This is a genomic window from Metabacillus mangrovi, assembly GCF_009711125.1.
Taxonomy (GTDB): Bacteria; Bacillota; Bacilli; order Bacillales; family Bacillaceae; genus Metabacillus_B; species Metabacillus_B mangrovi.
Genome location: NZ_WMIB01000002.1, coordinates 198576 through 221698, shown reverse-complemented (window position 1 = coordinate 221698; position 23123 = coordinate 198576). Strand labels below are relative to the sequence as shown.

General features: G+C 47.1%; 22 protein-coding genes. All 22 read right to left on the bottom strand.

Annotated elements, in window-relative coordinates; translation table 11 throughout:
- Positions 1-138: 138 nt before the first annotated feature.
- The 22 genes from rpsO to GKZ89_RS05045 all read right to left on the bottom strand — a co-directional run bounded on the left by rpsO (position 139) and on the right by GKZ89_RS05045 (position 23112).
- Positions 139-408, bottom strand: coding sequence for a 30S ribosomal protein S15 (rpsO, locus tag GKZ89_RS05150; protein ID WP_035411804.1), 270 nt, complete (start codon positions 406-408; stop codon positions 139-141).
- Between the two features lie 97 nt (positions 409-505).
- Positions 506-1477 (bottom strand): bifunctional riboflavin kinase/FAD synthetase, encoded by a 972-nt coding sequence (gene ribF / locus GKZ89_RS05145; protein ID WP_162356507.1) that lies wholly within the window; start codon positions 1475-1477, stop codon positions 506-508.
- A 49-nt stretch (positions 1478-1526) separates the two neighbouring features.
- Positions 1527-2435 (bottom strand): tRNA pseudouridine(55) synthase TruB, encoded by a 909-nt coding sequence (gene truB, locus GKZ89_RS05140; RefSeq protein WP_155111319.1) that lies wholly within the window; start codon positions 2433-2435, stop codon positions 1527-1529.
- A 132-nt stretch (positions 2436-2567) separates the two neighbouring features.
- A complete protein-coding gene (gene rbfA, locus GKZ89_RS05135) occupies positions 2568-2921 on the bottom strand; it encodes a 30S ribosome-binding factor RbfA (protein ID WP_155111318.1) in 354 nt (117 codons plus the stop codon).
- 16 nt (positions 2922-2937) lie between these two features.
- On the bottom strand, positions 2938-3216 hold the full coding sequence (locus GKZ89_RS05130; protein WP_162356504.1) for a DUF503 family protein: 279 nt from the start codon (positions 3214-3216) through the stop codon (positions 2938-2940).
- Positions 3213-5465, bottom strand: coding sequence for a translation initiation factor IF-2 (gene infB, locus GKZ89_RS05125; RefSeq protein WP_155111317.1), 2253 nt, complete (start codon positions 5463-5465; stop codon positions 3213-3215). The genes GKZ89_RS05130 and infB overlap by 4 nt, the downstream gene beginning before the upstream one ends.
- A gap of 19 nt (positions 5466-5484) precedes the next feature.
- A complete protein-coding gene (locus tag GKZ89_RS05120; protein WP_155111316.1) occupies positions 5485-5787 on the bottom strand; it encodes a YlxQ family RNA-binding protein in 303 nt (100 codons plus the stop codon).
- The gene (gene rnpM, locus GKZ89_RS05115; RefSeq protein ID WP_155111315.1) at positions 5784-6059 is read right to left on the bottom strand and encodes an RNase P modulator RnpM; all 276 of its coding nucleotides are present in this window, start codon (positions 6057-6059) and stop codon (positions 5784-5786) included. Before rnpM ends, GKZ89_RS05120 begins: the two co-directional genes overlap by 4 nt.
- Positions 6060-6071: 12 nt before the next feature.
- Complete coding sequence (gene nusA / locus GKZ89_RS05110) at positions 6072-7181, bottom strand: transcription termination factor NusA (protein WP_155111314.1); 1110 nt, start codon at positions 7179-7181, stop codon at positions 6072-6074.
- Positions 7182-7247: 66 nt separating this feature from the next.
- Positions 7248-7724 carry a ribosome maturation factor RimP gene (gene rimP / locus GKZ89_RS05105; protein WP_155111313.1) on the bottom strand — a complete coding sequence of 159 codons (477 nt, stop codon included), beginning with the start codon at positions 7722-7724 and terminating at the stop codon, positions 7248-7250.
- Positions 7725-8118: 394 nt separating this feature from the next.
- On the bottom strand, positions 8119-12417 hold the full coding sequence (locus tag GKZ89_RS05100; protein WP_430696768.1) for a PolC-type DNA polymerase III: 4299 nt from the start codon (positions 12415-12417) through the stop codon (positions 8119-8121).
- Between the two features lie 107 nt (positions 12418-12524).
- Complete coding sequence (locus tag GKZ89_RS05095) at positions 12525-14225, bottom strand: proline--tRNA ligase (RefSeq protein ID WP_155111311.1); 1701 nt, start codon at positions 14223-14225, stop codon at positions 12525-12527.
- Between the two features lie 102 nt (positions 14226-14327).
- Complete coding sequence (rseP, locus tag GKZ89_RS05090) at positions 14328-15587, bottom strand: RIP metalloprotease RseP (RefSeq protein WP_162356502.1); 1260 nt, start codon at positions 15585-15587, stop codon at positions 14328-14330.
- Positions 15588-15600: 13 nt separating this feature from the next.
- Positions 15601-16752, bottom strand: a complete 1152-nt coding sequence (locus GKZ89_RS05085) for a 1-deoxy-D-xylulose-5-phosphate reductoisomerase (protein WP_155111309.1) — start codon at positions 16750-16752, stop codon at positions 15601-15603.
- A 34-nt stretch (positions 16753-16786) separates the two neighbouring features.
- Entirely contained in the window at positions 16787-17590 is an 804-nt protein-coding gene (locus GKZ89_RS05080; RefSeq protein WP_155111308.1) for a phosphatidate cytidylyltransferase, read from the bottom strand.
- 13 nt (positions 17591-17603) lie between these two features.
- On the bottom strand, positions 17604-18383 hold the full coding sequence (gene uppS / locus GKZ89_RS05075) for an undecaprenyl pyrophosphate synthase (RefSeq protein WP_155111307.1): 780 nt from the start codon (positions 18381-18383) through the stop codon (positions 17604-17606).
- A 127-nt stretch (positions 18384-18510) separates the two neighbouring features.
- A complete protein-coding gene (gene frr, locus GKZ89_RS05070) occupies positions 18511-19068 on the bottom strand; it encodes a ribosome recycling factor (protein ID WP_155111306.1) in 558 nt (185 codons plus the stop codon).
- A gap of 1 nt (position 19069) precedes the next feature.
- On the bottom strand, positions 19070-19792 hold the full coding sequence (gene pyrH / locus GKZ89_RS05065) for a UMP kinase (protein ID WP_155111305.1): 723 nt from the start codon (positions 19790-19792) through the stop codon (positions 19070-19072).
- A 148-nt stretch (positions 19793-19940) separates the two neighbouring features.
- A complete protein-coding gene (gene tsf, locus GKZ89_RS05060) occupies positions 19941-20822 on the bottom strand; it encodes a translation elongation factor Ts (protein ID WP_155111304.1) in 882 nt (293 codons plus the stop codon).
- 102 nt (positions 20823-20924) lie between these two features.
- Positions 20925-21653: a 30S ribosomal protein S2 gene (rpsB, locus tag GKZ89_RS05055; protein WP_155111303.1), complete on the bottom strand. Its 729-nt coding sequence runs from the start codon at positions 21651-21653 to the stop codon at positions 20925-20927.
- 147 nt (positions 21654-21800) lie between these two features.
- Positions 21801-22298, bottom strand: a complete 498-nt coding sequence (locus GKZ89_RS05050) for a hypothetical protein (protein WP_155111302.1) — start codon at positions 22296-22298, stop codon at positions 21801-21803.
- A 46-nt stretch (positions 22299-22344) separates the two neighbouring features.
- The gene (locus GKZ89_RS05045) at positions 22345-23112 is read right to left on the bottom strand and encodes a FliA/WhiG family RNA polymerase sigma factor (protein WP_155111301.1); all 768 of its coding nucleotides are present in this window, start codon (positions 23110-23112) and stop codon (positions 22345-22347) included.
- Positions 23113-23123: the final 11 nt, after the last annotated feature.

Here is a 23123-nt window from a genome sequence, read left to right as displayed (position 1 = left end):
ACATATCAATGATATGCTGATAAGTAAATAGCAGGTTTCAAAAATCCAGAGGCCTGCCGGCACATCTCGCTTACGCAGCCGGCATCCCCTGCTGTTCTTTGCACTAAAAAAGCGGGAATGCTCCCGCTTTTTTCAGGATTAACGGCGTAATCCCAGTTTTGTGATTAACTCGCGGTAACGAGTTACATCTTTATTACGCAGGTAAGTAAGCAAGTTACGGCGTTTACCTACCATTTTCAATAGACCGCGACGTGAGTGGTGGTCTTTCTTGTGCGTGCGCAAGTGGTCGTTCAACGTGTTAATCTGTTCTGTAAGGATAGCGATTTGGACCTCTGGAGATCCAGTATCCGTATCATGAGTTCTGTACTCATTGATCAGATCGTTTTTACGTTCTTGAGTGATAGCCATCCTGTTCACCTCCTATTTCTATAATCCCCGATTACCGAGCAAGCGTCGGTGACTCGACTTGCCAAGCAATGGTTTAAAAGTTACAAACATAAGAATACTACTGTTCTTGGGAAAAAGCAAGGAATTCCTTGCGATTATGAAAATATTCCTCGGCTGCCTGCTTATCCTTTTCAATCCTCGAGATCAGCTCATCTGCTGAACTGAATTTCTGTTCGCTCCTGATCCGTTTATACCAGAAGATTTCTGCCTGCTCATCATAAATGTCCCCGCTGAAATCAAAGATATGGACCTCTACTCCCGGCTTGACCGCTCTTTCCTTATGAAAGGTCGGTTTGTAGCCGATGTTGCAGACCCCTCTGTGTATCGTGCCTTTTACTTTCACAGCAACGGCATAAACACCTGTAGGCGGAATAATGTAGCCTTCCTGCAGCTCGATATTGGCAGTAGGAAACCCGATCGTCCTTCCGCGTTTATCGCCATGGATGACCACTCCCTTGCCGCTGTAGGCCCTGCCAAGAAGAGCAGCGGCATACTCTACATTTCCGTTCCGAATGACTTCACGGATAAGCGTGGAGCTGATTTTTCTCTCAGAATCCTTCATCTTTGAAACCGTAGTCTGACCGAACTTCCCGCGCGAGTGAAACGGCATGGATTCCATCGTCCCTTTTCCAAGCTTGCCGTAGCTAAAATCAAAACCGGCCACTACATGCTTTACGTTGAGGCCAATAATATACTGGTCGATAAATTCCTGCGGCTCAAGACAGGAAAAAGCTTCTGAGAAATCAACGATAAACAGATACTCTGCGCCAAGGGCAGCGATCATCTCGATTTTATCCTCAAGCGGTGTTATGGCCTCGGGTACCTGCTGCTTCCTTAAAACGACAGACGGGTGCGGATGGAAGGTCATGACTCCCCAGGCAGCGCCCATGCTCTCTGCTTCTTCACGGGCTGTCTCCATAACGGCCCGGTGGCCTCTGTGTACACCGTCAAAATAGCCGAGTGCGAGAACCATTTCTTTTAATTCCTCATGCTGCAATTGATGCGGATGGGATATTTTATATGTTTGCACGACAGCCCTCACCTTTTCTTTCAGGCCGGGATCCCGGCTTATCAATGGTTTAGTCGGTTGCTAAAACTTTAGCAGGTTTAAAAACGGGTTTTTCCGGATGCTTCATATAGATGGCCAGGCACTCTCCATGCCGGTTATAAACGGCCACCCTTACATCCTCATCTGCACCCGTGAACTCCTCGGGAACCGGCAGAACCGCTCCGTTTCCAACTTTCTCTGCTAATGTATCATTTATCACCCATTTGGGCAAATGATTGAGTGCCTCCGAAATCGGAATCAGCCTGACCGATTCATCAGTCAGATCAGCTTCAATTTCTTCGAATGTCCGGCAGTCTTCCAGAGCAAACCGGCCGGAACCGGTCCGGATCAAATGGGACATATGTGCCGGGAATCCAAGCTTCTCTCCGATCATGACAGCAAGCGTACGGACGTATGTACCTTTAGAGCAGGTTACCCGGAACTTAAACGAAGCAGTCGTGCCATTAAACACAACAGGGGATATCCGTTCAATCGCTGAAATGGTGATCATTCTTTTCGGCCGTTCGATTTCGATTCCTTTTCTGGCATACTCATAGAGTTTTTTTCCATTCACCTTTACAGCAGAATACATCGGAGGAGTCTGTTCCAGTTCTCCTTTAAATGAAGCAAGCAGCCGGTCTACGCTTTCTTCATCCGGTTTTTCGGACAGAGGGGCCGATTGTGTCACCTCACCTGAGGCATCCTCAGTGTCGGTGGAAAAGCCAAGGGTAACTTCCGCTTCGTACGTTTTACTTGAAGCAGTCAAGTATTCCACAATTTTTGTTGCCCTGCCGATGCAAATGGGCAGCACTCCGGTTACATCGGGATCAAGGGTACCGGTATGCCCGACCTTTTTAGTTTTGAATAGCTTTCTGACCCGGTACACACAATCATGGGAAGTCATTCCTGCAGGTTTGTTCAGGAGCAAAACACCATCCATCTTTATCCTCCTTGCCTATCCTCATTTAGTCAAATGAAAAAGGATGGAACTGCACGGTCTTTCCAGCAGCCAACGGCACCTGTTGGCACCATTGGCATATCCGGAAGATCACGGGCAGTCCATCCTTATCCATCAATCTTTTTTATCTGGCGCATTGATTTCATGTATGATCGTTTCGATCCGGTTACCGTAATCGATGGATTCATCGAATTCAAACTGGATTTCCGGTGTTTTCCTCAGACGGATGCGCTGCCCGATCTCGGACCTGATAAACCCTTTCGCTTTGGCAAGTCCTTTCAGTGTGTTTTCCCGCTGTTCTTCGTCACCCAGTACGGAAATATACACTTTGGCAATCTGCAGATCGCCTGATACCCGGACATCCGTCACGGTAACAAAACCAATTCTTGGATCTTTTATTTTACGGCCGATGATTTCGCTAAGTTCCTTCTTCATCTGTTCACCGACACGGGTAGATCTGATGCTCATTGTATTCACTCCATCCTTATAACCATTCGTAAACGGTCACTGTTCTTTCAATTTCCGGAAAGGAGTCGATAAACGCAAGGACCCGGTTCAATTCTTTTTCAGCCTGGATTTTACCGGAAGAGATCGTGACGATGCCGATTTTTGCTCTTTGCCATGAATCCTGAAAATCCAGTTCAGAGATGGCAACATTGTACTGCTGCCTGACCCGGGCCGTAATTCTTTTCATAACTGACCGTTTGTCCTTAAGGGAAAAGGAATCATAGATGATCCATTCGCAGTGGACGGTTCCAATCACTTGCGCTCGATTTCCTGCATAACATAAGCTTCAATAACATCGCCCTCTTTGATGTCATTGTAGTTCTTGATGGTAATTCCGCACTCGTACCCCTGTGCCACTTCTTTAACGTCATCTTTAAAACGTTTCAGCACATCGACATTTCCTTCGAAAATGACAATGCCTTCACGGATCAGACGCATGCCGCTGTCACGGGTGATTTTTCCGTCGGTTACATAGCCTCCGGCAATTGTTCCGATTTTGGATACCTTGAATGTCTGGCGCACTTCAACCTGGCCGATGATTTTCTCTTCGAACTCAGGATCGAGCATTCCTTTCATGGCAGCCTCAATTTCTTCAATTACTTTATAGATGATTCTGTGAAGACGGATATCCACTTTTTCGGCTTCTGCTGCACGCTTCGCATTGGCGTCAGGGCGGACATTGAACCCGATGACGATCCCGTTTGAAGCGGAGGCAAGCATAATGTCATATTCTGTGATGGCGCCGACGCCTGTATGAATGATTTTGACCTTTACGCCTTCCACTTCGATTTTCTGAAGTGCAGATGCAAGGGCTTCAACAGAACCTTGAACGTCAGCTTTAACAATCAGGTTGATATCTTTTACGTCGCCCTGTTTAATTTGTTCGAACAAATCATCCAGACTGAGTTTTGATTTTTCGCTCCGCTGTTCAACCTGCTGTTTCTGGGCACGTGCTTCCCCTACCTGGCGGGCTTTCTTCTCATCAGCGAAGACCATGAACTGATCCCCTGCAAGCGGAACGTCGCTCAAGCCGGTAATTTCTACCGGAGCAGACGGTCCGACTTCCTTGACACGGCGGCCAAGATCGTTGACCATCGCCCGGACGCGGCCGAAGGTATTCCCCACAACAATAGGGTCCCCAACTTTCAGAGATCCATTTTGCACAAGGAGGGTAGCTACAGAACCGCGGCCTTTATCCAGCTGCGCCTCAATTACAGTTCCTGTAGCACGGAGTTTTGGATTCGCCTTTAGCTCCTCAACCTCGGAAACTAAAAGGATCATTTCGAGAAGATCGTCGATTCCGTCGCCTTTCAGTGCAGAAACCGGAACGAAGATCGTTTCGCCTCCCCATGATTCCGGAACGAGGTTATGCTCAGTCAGTTCCTGCATCACACGGTCAGGATTGGCTGACGGTTTATCCATTTTGTTTACTGCAACAATGATCGGCACCTCTGCTGCTTTAGCATGGTTAATGGCTTCTACAGTCTGAGGCATTACACCGTCGTCTGCCGCTACAACCAGAATCGTGATATCCGTAACCTGTGCACCGCGGGCACGCATCGTTGTAAACGCAGCATGTCCCGGAGTATCGAGGAAAGTGATTTTCTTGCCGTTCGTTTCAACCTGATAGGCTCCGATATGCTGAGTGATCCCGCCAGCTTCACCGGCAGTCACTTTCGTATTGCGGATCGAGTCAAGCAGGGTTGTTTTACCATGGTCAACGTGTCCCATGATGGTAACAACCGGAGGGCGGATTTCATGGTCCTCTTCTTTATCAGCCTGGTCGTATCCTTCAAATTCAGTTACATCAAAATGAATCTCTTCTTCCACTTCTACCCCGTATTCACCTGCGATTAACTCAATGGTGTCTTTATCGAGGTCCTGGTTGATGGTCGCCATAACACCAAGCATAAGAAGCTTTTTGATAATTTCAGACGGTTCTTTATGAAGCTTTTGGGCAAGCTCTCCAACGGTTAATGAACCTGTGAAGGTGATTTTGCTTGGAAGCTCTTTTTTCGGCTTTTCCGCCTGTGGAGCCGGACGCTGGTTGTTGTTCCGGTTTCCGCCTTTTTTGGCACCGCCGCTGTTTCTTCTGCTGCTGTTGTTTCCGCTGCTGTTTCGGTTACTGTTCACGTTATTGTTCCTCCCGCTCTGCGGTCCTTTTTTATCCCCTGGACGCTGCTGGGAGTTTTTCCTCTGATCAGTGGATGGACGGCTTTGACTTTGGCTGCTGTTGGTTGATGTTTTTTTCGTTGAGGCGGACTGTCCGCCGCCGGCTTTAGAATTAATGGCTGCATTCCCCTTCCCGTTCGGTTGAGAATCCTGTTTTTCAGGATTTGTTTTCCTGTTTTGTGCGAATCTCTGGTCCAGCTTTCCAACATGGGCATCTTCAATCATGGCCATATGATTGGTTACTTCGACCTTCATTTCTTTAAGCGCAGTAATGATGTCTTTACTTGATACGTTATGCTGTTTCGCGTATTCATAAACTCTCACTTTTGACATAGGTTCACCTCCATATAAATTAATCGAGCAAGTCCTTTAGTTTCGCAGCGAATCCCTGTTCAGTCACTGCTGCTACTACTCTTGCATCCTTGCCGATCGCATGCCCAAGCTCAAAGCGGCTTTCAACATGAACGACTGGAGTATCGTACGTGCGGCATTTATCCGTCACCTTTTTTTTCGTATTGTCAGATGCATCTAAAGAGAGCAGAACTAATTTGGCACGGGACTGGCGTACTTCCTTGATGACCAGTTCTTCGCCTGAAATGACTTTTCGTGCCCGATTGGCAAGTCCGAGCAGGGATTTCCATTTTGGCTGATTCATACCTGCCTGCTTTCTGCAAGGCTGAAAAGTTCATCGTAAATGGAATCCTCTACTTTTGTTTTAAGCTGATTCGAAAGAATGTTCTTCTTTTTAGCCAGCTGGATTGCCTCTTGGTTCAGTGTAATATAGGCGCCGCGGCCGTTTTTTCTCCCCGTCGTATCAACTGATACTTCGCCTTCGGCGGTCCGGACTACCCGGACCATTTCTTTTTTCGGCTTCATTTCACCGGTTGCCACACATTTGCGGAGAGGAATTTTCCTTCCTGGATTCATCCGGATCACCTCTTACTTGTCCTGAAAGTCTTCCGGAGAGTCATAATCATCCTCATCCGCTTCCTGAATTTCACTCAGCAGTCCGAGCTTTTCAGCGTCTGACTCGCTTTTGATATCGATTTTCCAATTTGTCAGCTTGGCAGCAAGGCGTGCGTTTTGGCCGCGCTTCCCGATCGCAAGGGAAAGCTGATAATCCGGAACAATTACTGTAGTCGCTTTGTCATCTTCATTTACCTTAACTTCTACGACCTTTGAAGGGCTGAGGGCATTGGCAACGAACTCCACCGGATCGCTGGACCAGCGGACGATGTCAATTTTCTCGCCCTTCAGTTCATTCACGATCGCCTGCACCCTTTGTCCTTTAGGACCGACACAGGAGCCGACAGGATCAACCTCCGGATTTTCAGAGTGAACGGAAATTTTGGACCGGTCCCCTGCTTCACGGGCTACAGATTTGATTTCAACTGTACCGTCATAAATTTCCGGCACTTCAATTTCAAACAGGCGCTTCAGGAGACCCGGGTGTGTCCGTGACACAAAAATCTGAGGGCCTTTGGTCGTTTTTTCTACCTTTGTAATAAATACTTTAATCCGGTCGTGCGGCTTATAATGCTCATTCGGCATCTGCTCGTTAACCGGAAGCAGCGCTTCGATTTTTCCAAGGCTGACATAGATGAACTTGGAATCAATACGCTGGACGATCCCTGTCATAATATCCTCTTCACGGTCGATGAATTCTGAGTAGATGACGCCCCGTTCAGCTTCTCTGACCCTCTGTGTGACTACCTGCTTAGCTGTCTGGGCAGCGATTCTTCCGAAGTCCTTCGGTGTTACCTCCATCTCGACAACATCGCCTACTATGTAGTTTGGATGGATGGCATGAGCCTCTCCCTCAGATATTTCAAGACGGGGATCAAATACCTGATCCACTACATCCTTGCGGGCAAAAACTCTCATGGTGCCTGTATCCCTGTTAAGGTCTACACGCACATTTTGCGCTTGGTTAAAATTGCGTTTATAAGCAGATATTAAAGCGGCTTCGATTGCTTCGATAATAATTTCTTTGCTGATCCCTTTTTCTCTTTCAAGTACAGTCAGGGCATCTAAAAGTTCGCTGCTCATTTTTTACGTTTTCCCCCTTTAATCCTGGCCGGCTGTGGCCGGAAAATCTATTTTGCGAAGCGTGCGTCAAAAATTGAAGGACACAGCGAGCCTGGCGCTGGCAACCTTGCTGTATGGAATGACCACTTCTTTTTTCCTCGTTTTAACAGTCATCAGAATGATGAGATCCGTTCCGTCAAAGGACTTCAGGATTCCCTCAAACACTTTTTCACCATCAATGGGTTCATACGTTTTCACATGAACATTTTTTCCGGCTGCTTTATGGAAGTCGGCATCTTTTTTCAGCGGCCGCTCAGCACCCGGGGAGGAAACTTCAAGAAAATAATTGTGGGTAATCGGATCAATCGCATCAAGCTTTTCGCCGAGCCGTTCACTGACCATCCCGCACTCTTCAATATCCACACCTTCGTCTGAATCAATAAATACGCGAAGGAACCAGTTTTTCCCTTCTTTTACGTACTCAACATCTACTAATTCAAGATCCAGTTCTTCAAGGATTGGAACAGCTAGTTCGCTAACTGTATCGGTTACTTTTTTACTCATTCTCTTCCTCCTTGTATCTACAGGAAAATTACATGTTCAGACCCTTTCCGCATGCTGCCGTGTTATTGGACGCGGCGGCTGAAAAAGAGAGGGCAGCAAATAAAATAAAGCGGAATCCATTCTGAAGAGGATTTTCCGCGGAATGCTGCGAATGGATGAAATACGGATGCCGGCGAAGCGGCAGTTCAGGCTGTTTAAAAACCCTGCTGATGCAGCAGGGAATCAAAACATATTGCCTTCATGTAAACATACGTTCTGTCAGGCAGGAGCGGCAAAAACGGACCCTGCCCAAAACGAAAGAGTGGGTTTCCCCACTCTCTTTGCCCTGCTATCGCAGTAATTCCACTAAAAATATACCATAACCAGAATTTTATTGCAAATGCAGGAAGAACCATCAGAAGAGGGACAGCTGGTTTTGATCAGGCAGTGCTTCTAAACAGCCATGATTGTCGAGATACTCAATGATGGTTTTAGAAACTCTTCCTCTTTGCTGCAAATCTTCCTTGGAAAGAAATTCCCCTTCTTGTCTCGCCTTCACAATGTTGAGTGCAGCATTCGTGCCAAGTCCCGGGATCGCATTGAACGGAGGGATCAGGGTATCCCCTTCAATGATAAATTCACTGGCCTGTGATTTGTACAGATCCACCCTTTGGAAAGAATAGCCCCGGGCACACATTTCGAGGCACAGCTCCAGCACAGTCATCAGGTTTTTTTCTTTCGGGCTCGCTTCCAGCCCTTTTGCTCCGATTTCTTCAAGCTTTGCTTTAATGGCTGCAGATCCCCTGACCATTGCATCGACATCGAAATCATCCGCTCTGACAGTAAAGTATGCTGCGTAATACAATAAAGCATGATGAACTTTAAAGTATGCGATTCTCACCGCCATAAGGACATAAGCTGCAGCATGGGCTTTCGGGAACATGTATTTGATCTTCAGGCAGGATTCAATGTACCACTTCGGTACATTGTTTTTCTTCATTTCCTCTTCCATTTCCGGCGTCAGCCCTTTTCCTTTACGCACCGACTCCATGATTTTAAAGGCGAATGAAGGCTCCAGTCCCTGATAAATGAGATAAACCATGATGTCATCACGGCATCCGATCACTTCACTCAGAGTACATGTATTGTTGTGGATCAGTTCCTGCGCATTGCCAAGCCATACATCTGTGCCGTGGGACAGGCCGGAAATCTGTACAAGCTCAGAGAACGTAGTCGGCTTTGTATCTTCAAGCATCTGCCGGACAAATTTAGTTCCAAACTCAGGAATTCCAAGCGTTCCAGTCTTGCACATGATTTCTTCTTCCGTAACGCCGAGGGATGCAGTTCCGCTGAAGATTTTCATAACCTCCGGATCGTCTGTCGGAATTGTCTTCGGATCAATGCCGCTCAGATCCTGAAGCATCCGGATAACCGTCGGATCATCATGCCCGAGGATATCGAGCTTCAGCAAATTATCATGAATCGAGTGGAAGTCGAAATGTGTCGTCTTCCATTCAGATCCCGCCGCATCAGCTGGAAACTGGATAGGCGAGAAATCAAAAATATCCATATAGTCAGGCACTACAATGATACCGCCGGGATGCTGTCCGGTTGTCCGCTTAACTCCGGTACAGCCCTGTACGAGCCTGTCAATCTCCGCAGCCCGGAAATGAAGGTTTCGGTCACCCGCATAGCCTTTCACATAACCATAGGCAGTCTTTTCAGCAACTGTACCGATGGTTCCCGCTCTGAAAACATTGTCTTCTCCAAACAGCAATTTTGTATAGTTATGGGCTCTTGGCTGGTATTCTCCGGAGAAGTTCAAGTCAATATCCGGCACCTTATCTCCTTTGAAGCCGAGGAAGGTTTCAAACGGAATATCATGTCCGTCTTTTTTATAGGCTGAGCTGCAGTTCGGACAGTCTTTGTCGGGAAGGTCAAAGCCTGAACCGACAGAACCGTCGTTAAAGAACTCAGCATGCTTGCATTCCGGGCAAACGTAATGAGGCGGCAAAGGGTTTACCTCTGTGATTTCCGTCATCGTGGCTACGAGTGAAGAGCCGACAGACCCCCTTGATCCAACAAGATACCCGTCATCCAGTGATTTTTTTACAAGCTTATGGGAGATGAGGTAAATGACCGCGAAGCCATGCCCGATGATGCTCTTCAGTTCTTTCTCAAGCCGCGCTTCCACGATTTCCGGCAGAGGTGTGCCGTAAATGCTTTCTGCCATCTCATAGCTCATCTGTCTGACTTCTTCGTCTGCTCCTTCGATTTTCGGTGTGTAAAGGTCATCCTTGATCGGTTTCACGTCTTCAAGCCAGTCAGCCACTGTGTTCGGATCCTCGACAACTACCTTCTTAGCGTTCTCTTCACCAAGGAATGAAAAAGAGGCGAGCATTTCATTAGTCGTGCGGAAATGAACATCCGGCAGCTCGTGCCTATTGAGCGGATTGGCTCCGCCCTGTGAACTGACAAGAATTTTCCGGTACACCTTGTCCTCAGGATTCAGATAATGGACGTTTCCGGTGGCCGCTACAGGTTTGCCCAGCTTTTCACCGAGCGCCACAATATTTTGGATGATATCAAGCAATGCATCCCGGTCTTTTATATAATCCAGTTCAATCAGATGCTGGTATACTTCAGGCGGATGAATTTCAAGATAGTCATAAAACTTGGCGGTCTCCTCTACTTCATCCGGTGATTTCTGCATCATCCCCTCGAAAACTTCGCCTTTGTCGCACCCTGAACCGATAATGAGTCCGTCCCGGTGCTTTTGCAGCACTGAACGCGGGATGCGGGGAACTCTGTAAAAATATTGGATGTGTGACATCGAGATGAGTTTGAACAGGTTTTTAAGCCCTGTTTCATTCTTCGCCATAAGTGTCGCATGATACGGTCTTGAGCGCTGATAAGCGTTGCCCTGGCCCATGTAATCATTGAATTCATTATGGTGGCGGATTCCTTTTTCTGCAGCATCCTTCAGCATACGCAGCAGAAGATGCCCGGTGGCCTCAGCATCATAAATGGCCCTGTGATGCTGAGTCAGCTCGATATCAAACTTTTTGCAAAGTGTATTCAAACGATGGCTTTTTAAATCCGGGTACAGCAGGCGGCCGAGCTCCAATGTATCGATTACTGGATTCGAAGCCTTCTCTTCTCCCAGAAGCCTTGTGTATCCTGCATTTAAAAACCCCATGTCGAAACTTGCGTTGTGGGCTACAAGAATATCGTCTTCAGCCCACTTTTTGAAGTCAGCAAGGACATCTTTCAGTTCAGGCGCATTCTTCACCATATCATCCGTTATACCGGTCAGATCAGTCGTGGTGGCAGAAAGCGGATGATGAGGGTTCGCAAAGGATTCAAACCGGTCAATGATTTCCCCGTCTTTCACTTTTACGGCTGCGAGCTCGATAACTGTATCGTATACAGCAGACAATCCAGTCGTCTCCACATCGAACACAATGTAGGCAGCATCTTCAAGCGGGCGGGGCTGATCGTTATAGGCGATTGGCACTCCGTCATCGACGAGATTCGCTTCGATTCCGAAAAGGATTTTAATCCCATGCTTTTTACCGGCCGAGTAAGCTTCTGGGAAGGATTGGGCCACTGCATGATCTGTTATGGCGATGGCCTTATGGCCCCACTTTTTAGCCTGTTCAGCGAGCCGTCCGAATGAAGAGACCGCATCCATCTGGCTCATAGGCGAATGCAAATGAAGCTCCACTCTTTTTGCGTCTTCAGGAGCGGTATCCAGCCGGACTTTTGGCTGCATCTCATTAATATCGTTGGCAATCATGACAAGATCGCGCACGAACGTATCATTTTGAATGCTTCCCCTTGCTTTGACCCACATCCCTTTTTTAATAGCTCCTAAAAGGGCAGCATCTTCTTTATCACGGGCAAACATTTTCACAAGCATCGAACTTGTATAATCGGTGATCTTGATCGTTGCGAGTGTCCTGCCGCTTCGAAGCTCTTTCGTTTCAGCATCAAAAACATACCCTTGAATGACTGTCCGGCGTTCTTCATCCTCAATCGTATCCATCTGCCGGACTTCTTCATCCTCTTTGATCTGATAGCCGATGACGACAGGTCCTGAAGGTGCATCCGTCTGGTCTTCAGCCTCTTTCTTCTCCATTTCAGTAAGGGCCTGCATCGCCCTCTCCTGATCCTCAAGCAGTTTCTGCTCATTAAATTTCTGCAAATCTGCTTGAGAGAATGTCACATCCGTGTCCACCTGAAACAGCGGAAAACCAAAGGATTGAAGACTTTCCTGAATCATCGCTGCATATTTTCGCTTGATGGTCGCTGCTTCTGTATCATTACGCGCGCTGATCAATAGCTTCATTCCCTGAAGCTTTGGAATTTGTTCTGACAAAAGGGTGAGGACAGGAGGAGAGATTCCCTCGATTTCCTTAAGGCTCTCCATCCAATATTCCTGAACACGTGCTTCACTTGCTTCTGATACAGCCGTTTTGATCGAAAATGTCACACTGGCGATATGTGCAAAAGATTTTGTAAGGCTCGCATGGAACAGCTGATAGACTTCAAATGGAAGAATGGCCGGCAGCACAAAATCAAAATGCCATCTTTTTTGCTGTTTATGGACCGTCAGTTTTCCGATCAGTGCATCTTTAAAGTAGGGAACCACTCTGTCATCTGTCAGCTGAAGCTGCTGGAGCAGAAGCTGAAATCTCTTTCGCTGCTCTATTTGTAACTCCTCCAAATTCACCGCTCCCTTCCCTGTAAAAATGGAAGGGTCTGGCCACGGACCAAACCCTCCTGTGTTCTATCTATTTTTTAAACGTTTCATCTCAATCAGCCGCGTAACAGCCTGTCAATAACCCCGGACAGCTCGTCCGCATGTACTTCAAGCTTTTCGCCGGTACGGCGGACTTTTATTTCCACTACATTTTCTTCTGCCCGTTTGCCGGCTGTGATCCGAATCGGCAAACCGATCAGATCTGAATCGGCAAACTTAACACCTGCCCGTTCAGCACGGTCATCAAAGAGCACATCATACGTACCGCTCAGCTCCTGGTAAACTTTTTCAGCAAGCGCCGCCTGAGCGTCTGATTTCATATTGGCAGCGATGACATGCAGATCGAACGGAGAGATGGCGGCTGGCCAAACGAGTCCGTATTCGTCATTGTACTGTTCAGCAACCGCTGCGAGTGTACGGGATACACCGATTCCGTAGCAGCCCATAATCATCGGCTGGCTGCGCCCGTTCTCATCGAGGTAGGAAGCATCCATATCCACTGAATAACGGGTGCCGAGTTTAAAGATATGTCCCACTTCAATACCGCGTGCGAATTGAATCGTCCCCTTGCCATCCGGAGAAGGGTCGCCCTCTTTAATGAACCTTAAATCTGCGAAAGCAACATCTTTTAAATCGCGTTCTGCATCAACGGATACATAGTGGAAGCCTTCTTCATTCGCTCCGCATACCCCGTTTACAATCGCTTTGACGGCATGGTCCGCTGCAATTTCCACACCCTCCGGCACGCCGACCGGTCCGAGTGATCCTATTGGGCATTTCATGATTTCTTTTGCCTCTTCCGCAGTTGCAAGCTCTGCAGAACGGGCTTCAAACAGGTTCTTCACTTTAATGTCATTGATTTCATGATCTCCTCTGGACAGAACGAGGACGAAGCGGTCATCCACTTTAAAGAGAAGAGACTTTATGCAGTTTTCTTTCGCTGTACTTAAGAATGAAGCTACTTCTTCAATCGTTTTCTGTGCAGGGGTTTCCTTCTTTTCCATGTCCGGGCACTCTTCTGCAGTCCTGCTGTATACAGCACTTACTGGCGCCATTTCGACATTGGCGGCATATCCTGATCCATCCGAATAAGCAATCGTGTCTTCTCCGACTTCGGAAAGCACCATAAACTCATGGGTATCTTTTCCTCCCATCGCGCCAGAGTCGGCAATTACCGCCCGGAAGTTCAAACCGCAGCGTTCAAAAATTCTTGAGTACGCGGTAAACATTTTCTCATACGTCTCATCCAGGCTTTCAAACGAGGAGTGGAAGGAATAAGCATCCTTCATGATGAATTCCCTCCCTCTTAAGATACCGAAACGGGGTCTTTTTTCGTCTCTGAATTTTGACTGAATCTGATAAAGGGCCAAAGGAAGCCTTTTATACGATTTAATTTCGTCCCTTACAAGACTTGTAATCACTTCTTCATGTGTGGCTCCGAGAGCAAATTCCCTGCCGTGGCGGTCTTTCAGTCTCATAAGCTCCGGACCGTATGAATACCACCTTCCGGACTCCTGCCACAGCTCCGACTGCTGCATCGCCGGCATCAGAAGCTCGGATGCACCGGCATTTCCCATTTCCTCGCGGATGATGTTCTGAATTTTCTGCAGCACCTTCTGGGCTAGCGGCATATAACTGTAGATTCCGCTTGTGTTCTGGCGGATATAGCCTGCTCTCAGCAGAAGCTGATGGCTTTTAATCTCGGCATCTGCCGGCACTTCTCTTAAGGTAGGAATAAACGTTAAACTCTGTCTCATCTTGTTACACCCCGTTTTATGTAATCGGCTGTATGACGTCTTCATACAGACTCGCTGCAGAAGGGCTCATGATACCTTGCCCCCCGCAGCGGATTCAAGCATTTATAAAAAGAATTTCTGAATGTCATTCCATGTTACGACCAGCATCAGCAGCATCAGCAGTGCAAAGCCGATAAAGTGAACAACACCCTCTTTTTGCCTGTCGATCGGCTTTCCTCTGACTGCCTCGACTGCGAAAAACATCAGTCTTCCGCCATCAAGTGCAGGGATCGGAAGCAGGTTCATGATTCCAAGGTTAATGCTCAGAAGAGCTGTCCACCTCAGCAGATTTTCAAATCCCGACTGGGCGACCTGACCGGTTACATCATAGATTCCTACCGGACCTGAAAGCATATCTATGGAAAATTGGCCTGTTACCAGTTTTCCGAGGCTGACAAGGATTTCTTTCGTGTAGAAAACAGTCTGACTGCCTGCATTCTCAATGGATACGAGGAAGCCCTTCTCCATAGGTGCATAGGAACCCACACGTCCAATGACCTGTTCCCCCTGCTTTTCAGCTTTCGGAACTACAGTTATAGTGCGGGGCTTACCGTCTCTTTCAATCGAAAAGGCAAGCTCTTTCTCCGGACTTGTACTGATGATTTTCGTTACATCAGACCAGGTGGATACTTCACTTCCATTGATGCTTTTAATCACATCGCCTTCTTTGATCCCTGATTGAATGGCGGCGCCATCCTTTGTCAGTTCACCGAAGATCGCTTTATCCATGGGAGACCCCTGGATAAGGCCGAGCGCGAACAGTACGAAGAAAGCAAGTACAAAGTTCATCAGCGGGCCTGCAATGATCGCTGCCGTTCTCTGCCCGAGCGTCTTTGATCCGAACTGGCGGTCATAAGGAGCGATCTGGGTCTCTTGCCCGTCTGCAACAAAAAACGAACGTTTTGCGATTGGGAACCGCTGGAGGCTGTCTTCTTCTCCCTGCTCATAGCCGGAGATAACCATTTCTTTTTCGATATCTGCATGCTCAACTTCAATCACTCTGGCATTCGGATATTTTTCTTTATTATTTAAAATGATTTTTTCAGCTTCGCCTTTATCATTAAACAGCAAACCTATATGGTGGCCAGGCTTCACTTCGACCATCTCCGGATCTTCTCCGGCCATTCTCACATATCCGCCTATCGGAAGAAGACGAATCGTGTAGACGGTTTCGCTTTTTTTATAGGAAAAGATTTTAGGCCCGAATCCGATTGCAAACTCCCGGCACAGGATCCCCGCTCTCTTGGCAAAAACCAAGTGGCCGAGTTCATGAAAAAAAACGAGAGCTCCAAAAATCAGAATAAACGCAATGACCGTATTCACCTGCATACCACCTTTAGTTTAATAAGGACCTCACGAGGGCTCTTGCTTCCTGGTCTGCATGCTGAATCGCTTCCAGATCAGGATTCTGGATGATGCTGTGAGCTTCCAGAGCCTGTTCAATCCTGTTTTCGATCTCTAAAAATTCCAGTCTTCCCGCCAGGAACTGTGCGACAGCCTCTTCATTGGCTGCATTCAAAACAGCGGGCATTGTCCCTCCCATTTTACCTGATTCATACGCAAAATGTAAGCATTTGAAACGGTCAAAATCAGGTTTGGAGAAATGAAGCTTCCCTTGCTCCCAAAGGTTCAGGCGGCTTGTATTTTTCAGCGGAAGCCTGGACGGGTGTGTCAGAGCATACTGGATCGGCACTTTCATATCCGGAGTGCCGAGCTGGGCTTTGACACTGCCGTCTTCGAATTCTGCCATAGAATGGATGATGCTCTCTTTATGGAGAAGGACATCAATTCTTGAATAAGGAATCCCGAACAGCCAGAATGCTTCAATCACTTCAAGCCCTTTGTTCATCATGGTAGCCGAGTCGATCGTAATTTTAGCCCCCATAGACCAGTTGGGGTGATTGAGGGCTTCCTCGACCGTCACTCCCTCCAGTTCCTTGCGGGAGCGGTCTCTGAAACTGCCGCCTGATGCCGTCAGGATCAGTCTTGAAACAGAAGCCGGATCCTCTCCCTGTAGACATTGAAAAATGGCAGAGTGCTCGCTGTCCACCGGCAGCAGAACCGTTCCATGTTTTTTCGCAGCCTCAGTCACAAGGTGTCCTGCCGTAACAAGGGTTTCTTTATTGGCGATCGCCACCGTTTTTTTTGCTTCAATCGCCTTCAGCGTCGGTACAAGTCCTATGCTTCCGAGAAGGGCGTTAACAACAGTATCGGCTTCATGGTGAACAGCCGCCTCAATGTTTCCGTCTTCCCCCCATGAAAAAGTGACCGGTTCCCCGCTGAATTCATCTTTGAGCTTCTCATAATCTGCTTGCTCTTTTACGGATACAAAGCGCGGCATAAATTCTCTGATTATCCTCCGCCCTGCTTCCATATTGGAACCGAACGTGATCGCGGCTAATCCGAACTCTTCAGGATGTTCCCTGATCACTTCCAGCGTCTGTATTCCGATCGAGCCTGTTGCCCCCAATAAACTGATGCGTTTCATTACGAACCATCTCCCCCCGGCTTGTGAAGCCTGCTTACGATGCTGTGTAAAAAAGGACAAGCATAAAATGCAGGAGAGGCAGAACAAACAGCAGGCTGTCAAAGCGGTCCAGTATTCCACCGTGCCCCGGCAGAATTTTGCCTGAATCTTTGATATGATAATGCCTTTTCAAAGCAGATTCTACTAAATCCCCTACTTGTCCGAAAACAGATAAAAATATCGTGATCAATGTAATTTTTAAATAGGAATGTACAATAGGCATGAACATTTCAAAAAGAATGGAAATAGCAAGCGCGCAGACAATCCCCCCGAAAAACCCTTCAATGGTTTTATTCGGGCTGATTTCCGGCCACAGTTTGTGCTTGCCGACCGCCTTGCCGATAAAATAGGCTCCAGAGTCTGTAGCCCAAATGATCAGGAGCGCGAAGACGATGAACTCAAGTCCGAGTGCCCGCATTTCAATAAAGTAGTAAAACCCTATTCCGATATACATGACGGAGAGAAGGGAGAAGCCCACGTCATCAAAGGAAAAACGGTTTTTCGTAATCACTGTGTATGTCAGAAAAAACAGGACTCCGAGCAGGGCAACCTCAAGCTTAGAGATATCTATGTGGCCAAGCACGATTATATGACTGGACGGAATCAGGAAGATCCAAAGGATCAGGACACTGATCAAACCCGGAATACTTACCAGCCTGATTTTTTTCATTTTCAGCAATTCATACAGACTGATGGTACTGAGTATATAAATAGCCAGGCTGAACGGAATTCCTCCCCATATGACAAAGGGCAGGAACAGCGCAAGCGCCAGCACTGCTGTAATAATTCTTTGTATCATTTCTCATCACCTTCTATACTCCGCCAAATCTGCGGCCCCTCTGCTGGTATTCGGCAATTGCCTGAATAAGGTCACCCTCTTTGAAGTCAGGCCACAATACATCCGTGAACCAGAATTCCGTATAAGCAAGCTGCCATAGCATAAAATTGCTTAAGCGGATTTCTCCGCTCGTCCGGATCAGCAAATCAGGATCCGGGAGGGAATCTGTCATTAAATAGGTGGAAAACAGCTCTTCTGTAATATCCTCGGGATTCACCCAGCCTTTTTTTGCATCTTCTACAAGCTTTTGAATTCCTGCAGTGATTTCTGTTCTGCTCCCGTAGTTAAGGGCAAAGTTCAGGATTAGGCCTGTGTTTTCTGCCGTCTCGCGGATTGCTCTTTCCACCGCGTTGAGAGTGTGCTTTGGCAGCCTCTCTTTATCTCCCATAATCCGGACCTGTACATTTTCTTCGATCAATTCGGGGAGAAACGTTGTCAAAAATTCTTCCGGCAGCTTCATCAAATAATCGACTTCTATTTTAGGACGCTTCCAATTTTCAGTTGAAAAGGCGTACAGCGTCAGAGCGCCCACACCGAGCTCGCTTGCGAGTTTCGTTATTTTCCGGACCGTTTTCATTCCCTCGTGGTGTCCTGCCATTCTTGGAAGTGCCCTATTTTTCGCCCAGCGGCCGTTGCCATCCATAATAATGGCGATATGAGGAGGGATTGGCCCGCCCATAATATCCGTTTGTGTATATGTATGATCGGCCGAAGACGGTTCTGTTCTTCTGCCTCTTTTGAAAAAGTTAAGCATGTGATTCCTCCATCACCCGGCAGCTAATGAATTTAGCAATCCCCAGCCGTGTTAACAGTATTAACAAAAAAACCCCCTGTAAACGTTAGAGGGTCTCTTGCACACTTCTATTTTACATAGAAAAACGTTAAACTTCCATGATTTCTTTATCTTTGTCTTTTGCAATCTGATCCAGTTTTCCGATGTACTCATCTGTCAGCTTCTGAACACTGTCTGAATGGCCGCGCAGCTCATCTTCTGTGATCTCACCGTTCTTTTCCGCTTTTTTCAAATCATCGTTCGCATCGCGGCGGATGTTCCGGACACCAACTTTTGCTTCTTCGGCATATTTCTTCACGAGCTTGCCAAGGTCGCGGCGGCGCTCTTCAGTAAGCGGAGGAATCGTAATGCGGACAATGGTTCCATCGTTGGAAGGATTTAGACCAAGATCCGCTTTTTGGATCGCCTTTTCAATATCTCCAAGGGCTGATTTGTCATATGGAGTAATGACAAGCATCCGTGCTTCAGGAGCATTAACGGATGCAAGCTGGTTGACAGGCGTCGGAGCACCATAATAGTCTACTGTCACTTTGTCAAGCAGGGATGCACTGGCACGGCCGGCACGGACTGTTGCAAGCTCACGCTGAAATGCTGAAACTGCTTTTTCCATTCTGTCTTTTGCCTGGGTAATATATTGGTTGGACATCTTATTTCCCCCTTACAATTGTTCCGATATTTTCGCCTAAAACGGCTCTTCTTATATTTCCCTCTTCCATAATTGAGAAAACAATCAATGCGATATCATTGTCCATGCACAGGGAAGAAGCTGTTGAATCCATAACTGCCAGACCGTCTTTCAGAACATCCAGGTAGGACAGCTCTTCGTATTTAACTGCGGTCGCATCTTTGAGCGGATCGGCACTGTACACACCGTCGACATTGTTCTTGGCCATCAGGATTACATCTGCTTCAATCTCAGCAGCTCTAAGGGCAGCAGTTGTGTCTGTGGAGAAATACGGATTACCTGTTCCAGCGGCAAAAATGACGACCCTCTTCTTCTCCAGGTGGCGGATCGCTTTTCTTCTGATATAAGGCTCTGCAACTTGTCTCATTTCAATGGAGGTCTGAACTCTTGTCTGAATTCCAAGATTTTCAAGACTATCCTGCAGGGCTAAAGAGTTCATGACGGTCGCAAGCATCCCCATATAATCCGCAGTAGCACGGTCCATCCCCATTTCACTGCCTACTTTTCCGCGCCAGATGTTTCCGCCGCCTACTACAACGGCTACTTCTACATCCATTTCTGCGATTTCCTTTACCTGTCCGGCAATGGATTTAATGACGGCCGGATTGATCCCGAACCCCTGAGGGCCAGCCAAGGCTTCTCCGCTCAGTTTCAGGACGATGCGTTTATATTTAGGATTAATCATATTACCCTCCACATTATATCGTAAAATTCCAATAAATAAGACAGTTGCTGATGAGTCCGGGTAAACCCGGAAAAATCATTCCTGTCTTGAAAAAACGGGAACACGGACGTGTTCCCATTCTGCTTGTATTCGTTAATTGAAACCGCGATTATTTGCGTACTTGGTTCATAACCTCTTCTGCAAAATTATCCGCGCGTTTCTCAATGCCTTCGCCTACTTCAAAGCGGACGAATTTTGTTACTTCCGCATTTTTAGACGCTGCAAACTGTTTTACTTTCATATCTGGGTTTTTAACGAAACTCTGGTCAAGCAGGCAGATGTCTTCGAAATATTTGCCAAGACGGCCTTCAACCATTTTCGCTACGATATTTTCAGGCTTTCCTTCGTTCAGTGCCTGCTGTGTCAATACTTCGCGCTCGCGGTCCGCTTCCTCCTGGGAAACCTGGTCGCGGCTGATGTATTTAGGGTTTACGGCTGCAACGTGCATTGCTACGTCTTTAGCCGCGCTTTCATCTGTTGTTCCTTCGAGAAGAGTAAGAACGGCAATGCGTCCTCCCATGTGAAGGTATGCACCGAATGCATCGCTGTCTGTTTTTGTAACAATTTCAAAACGGCGAAGGGAAATTCTTTCACCGATCGTTGCTACAGCTGAATGGATGCGCTCTTCAACAGTCGTGCAGCTCCCCATTTTAGAAGCAAGCGCCTCTTCAAGGCTCGCAGGTTTTGCTGCAAGCAAGTGGGAAGCAAGCTCACTGATCAATGTTTTAAAGCCTTCGTTTTTAGCAACGAAGTCTGTTTCAGAGTTCACTTCAAGGATAACAGCTTCATTTCCAGCTGTCTGAACAGCCGCAAGACCTTCTGCTGCGATGCGGTCGGATTTTTTCGCTGCTTTCGCAATGCCTTTTTCACGAAGGAAGTCGATTGCTTTTTCCATATCGCCGCCTGTTTCTGTCAGCGCCTTTTTGCAGTCCATCATACCTGCGCCAGTTTTTTCACGAAGTTCTTTTACCATTTGAGCCGTAACTGCCATGGGGAATTCCTCCTTAAATTTTAACGTTATGTAGAAAACTTTTATTTTTTTAAAAAAAGGTGATAAAAGGCCTTGCCCTCTTATCACCTTTTCGTTTGCTCATTAAGCAGTTGTTGTTTCTTCTTCAGCAGCTTCTTCTTCGCCTTCGTTGCCTTGTTTTGCTTCAAGGATCGCGTCAGCCATTTTGCCTGTCAGAAGTTTTACTGCACGGATCGCGTCATCATTTGCAGGGATCACGTGATCAATCTCGTCAGGATCGCAGTTTGTGTCAACGATGCCAATGATCGGAATGTTCAATTTATGTGCTTCTGCTACAGCGATGCGCTCTTTGCGTGGATCGATGATGAACAGAGCATCCGGAAGGGATTTCATATCTTTAATTCCGCCAAGGAATTTTTCAAGGCGCTCAAGCTCTTTTTTAAGCTGAACAACTTCTTTCTTAGGCAGAACTTCGAAAGTTCCGTCTTCCTGCATTTTTTCGATGTCTTTCAGACGTTTGATGCGCTTTTGGATTGTTTCGAAGTTTGTAAGTGTTCCGCCGAGCCAGCGCTGGTTCACATAGTACATGCCGGAGCGTTCAGCTTCTTCTTTAACAGAATCCTGGGCTTGTTTTTTTGTACCGACGAAAAGAATTTTACCGCCGTTAGCAGCAAGCTCTTTCGTTACATTGTAAGCTTCTTCAACCTTCTTCACTGTTTTCTGAAGGTCGATGATGTAGATGCCGTTACGCTCTGTGAAGATGTAACGTTTCATTTTCGGGTTCCAGCGGCGAGTTTGATGGCCGAAGTGAACACCAGCTTCAAGCAGTTGCTTCATTGAAATTACTGACATGTTAATTTCCTCCTAATGGTTTTTCTCCTCCGCTTTACATCATCTTCAGGCATAACTGATGATTTCAGCACCAATGCCCGAATCTGTAAGCGTGTGTATTAACACCAACAAGAAATATACCATAACCGGATGCCGGAAGCAAGCATATTATTGCTGTTTTTGACGGAATTTCAGGATAAGTTCTACTTCTGTTTTTCCCTTGCCTGTCATCCTGGCAATCTCTTCAATAGAATGCCCATTCTCACTTAAGGCATTCACATCCATTTCCTGGCGCTGCGCAGACAGATCGACTGTGTCCTGCATGCCCTCTGCGAAGCGAAGATGTTCCGGCACCCCTTCAGCCAGAATTCCTTTCTCTTCCTGCTGATGTTGTTCATCAGGCTTTTCAAAGGAAACGGCCGGGGCTGTATTCGCTTCACTGTCAGGCCGGGGAGACGGTTTATCGCTTAAGGCCCGCAAAAACCTCTCATGCTCCTCTCGCTGTTCCAGCATAAATCCGGCGAGGAGCTCACTGGTTTCTTCATAAATGGATTCCTGCTCCTGCTTCATCTTTTTCAGATTGGAGATCCGTATAAATAAAAGAGAGATACAGTACAAAGAGATCATGTGGAGAAGAATGCTTGCAATTGTAAAAAAAGTACCCATCTGTATCCTCCTCCCCTTTTGTGTGTCCCGGGTTTTTCGAGCTTAATCAGCTCGTGACTTTGCCCATAATTCTTCTAAGCTTGAATAGGGCTTTGGAATGGATTTGTGAAATTCGGGAGGTTGATAATTCCATAACATGTCCGATTTCTGTCAAGGTCAATTCCTCTTTATAAAATAAGGAGACAACAAGCTGTTCCTTTTCAGAGAGTTCTGTAATCACTTCTGTCAGCTGGCTGATCAGCTCCTGCTTTAAAATAGTCTCTTCCGGAGAAACGCTCCGGTCATCTTTTAGAACCATCCCAGTATAATCCCCGTCATCATGATCCGGCAGGTATTCATCAATGGACAGGACATTCGCAAAAAAACCTTCGTTCACTGCGGTCAGAACTTCATCTTCGGAGATGCCCATTTCCTTTGCAATTTCATAGGGTGTTACATTTCTTAAATACTTCTGCTCCAGTTTTTCGATTACCATATCTACTTTTTTTGCTTTTTCACGGGAGCTCCTTGGCAGCCAGTCTTCTTTTCGGAGACCATCGATAATGGCGCCTCTTATCCGGAAGGAAGCATACGTGTCAAATTTCAGATCCCTGCCTGCGTCAAATTTTTCGAGAGCGTCGTACAGGCCGTAAAGACCAAGGCTCATCAGGTCATCACGGCTGACAGTTTTAGGGAGTCCGACGGATATCCTCTGTACATGAAACGTCACAAGCGGTGTATATCTTTTGATCAGCGCGTTTCCAGCTGCCGGGTCCCTGCTGCCGATCCAATTCTCCCAGATCTGCTGTTCCTCTTTGCCTGTCGTTTGACTCATCATTCTTCCCC

Coding starts and splice junctions, on each gene's coding strand:
- GKZ89_RS05085 (WP_155111309.1), bottom strand. CDS start 16,752: ATGAAACGCATCAGTTTATTGGGGGCAACAGGCTCGATCGGAATACAG.
- rnpM (WP_155111315.1), bottom strand. CDS start 6,059: ATGAATCCAGGAAGGAAAATTCCTCTCCGCAAATGTGTGGCAACCGGT.
- rpsO (WP_035411804.1), bottom strand. CDS start 408: ATGGCTATCACTCAAGAACGTAAAAACGATCTGATCAATGAGTACAGA.
- rimP (WP_155111313.1), bottom strand. CDS start 7,724: ATGAGTAAAAAAGTAACCGATACAGTTAGCGAACTAGCTGTTCCAATC.
- GKZ89_RS05120 (WP_155111316.1), bottom strand. CDS start 5,787: ATGAATCAGCCAAAATGGAAATCCCTGCTCGGACTTGCCAATCGGGCA.
- rpsB (WP_155111303.1), bottom strand. CDS start 21,653: ATGTCAGTAATTTCAATGAAGCAACTGCTTGAAGCTGGTGTTCACTTC.
- frr (WP_155111306.1), bottom strand. CDS start 19,068: ATGTCCAACCAATATATTACCCAGGCAAAAGACAGAATGGAAAAAGCA.
- truB (WP_155111319.1), bottom strand. CDS start 2,435: ATGGATGGTGTTTTGCTCCTGAACAAACCTGCAGGAATGACTTCCCAT.
- uppS (WP_155111307.1), bottom strand. CDS start 18,383: ATGCTTAACTTTTTCAAAAGAGGCAGAAGAACAGAACCGTCTTCGGCC.
- rbfA (WP_155111318.1), bottom strand. CDS start 2,921: ATGAGCATCAGATCTACCCGTGTCGGTGAACAGATGAAGAAGGAACTT.
- GKZ89_RS05080 (WP_155111308.1), bottom strand. CDS start 17,590: ATGATACAAAGAATTATTACAGCAGTGCTGGCGCTTGCGCTGTTCCTG.
- GKZ89_RS05050 (WP_155111302.1), bottom strand. CDS start 22,298: ATGGGTACTTTTTTTACAATTGCAAGCATTCTTCTCCACATGATCTCT.
- pyrH (WP_155111305.1), bottom strand. CDS start 19,792: ATGATTAATCCTAAATATAAACGCATCGTCCTGAAACTGAGCGGAGAA.
- GKZ89_RS05095 (WP_155111311.1), bottom strand. CDS start 14,225: ATGAGACAGAGTTTAACGTTTATTCCTACCTTAAGAGAAGTGCCGGCA.
- GKZ89_RS05045 (WP_155111301.1), bottom strand. CDS start 23,112: ATGAGTCAAACGACAGGCAAAGAGGAACAGCAGATCTGGGAGAATTGG.
- infB (WP_155111317.1), bottom strand. CDS start 5,465: ATGTCAAAAGTGAGAGTTTATGAATACGCGAAACAGCATAACGTATCA.
- tsf (WP_155111304.1), bottom strand. CDS start 20,822: ATGGCAGTTACGGCTCAAATGGTAAAAGAACTTCGTGAAAAAACTGGC.
- nusA (WP_155111314.1), bottom strand. CDS start 7,181: ATGAGCAGCGAACTTTTAGATGCCCTGACTGTACTTGAAAGAGAAAAA.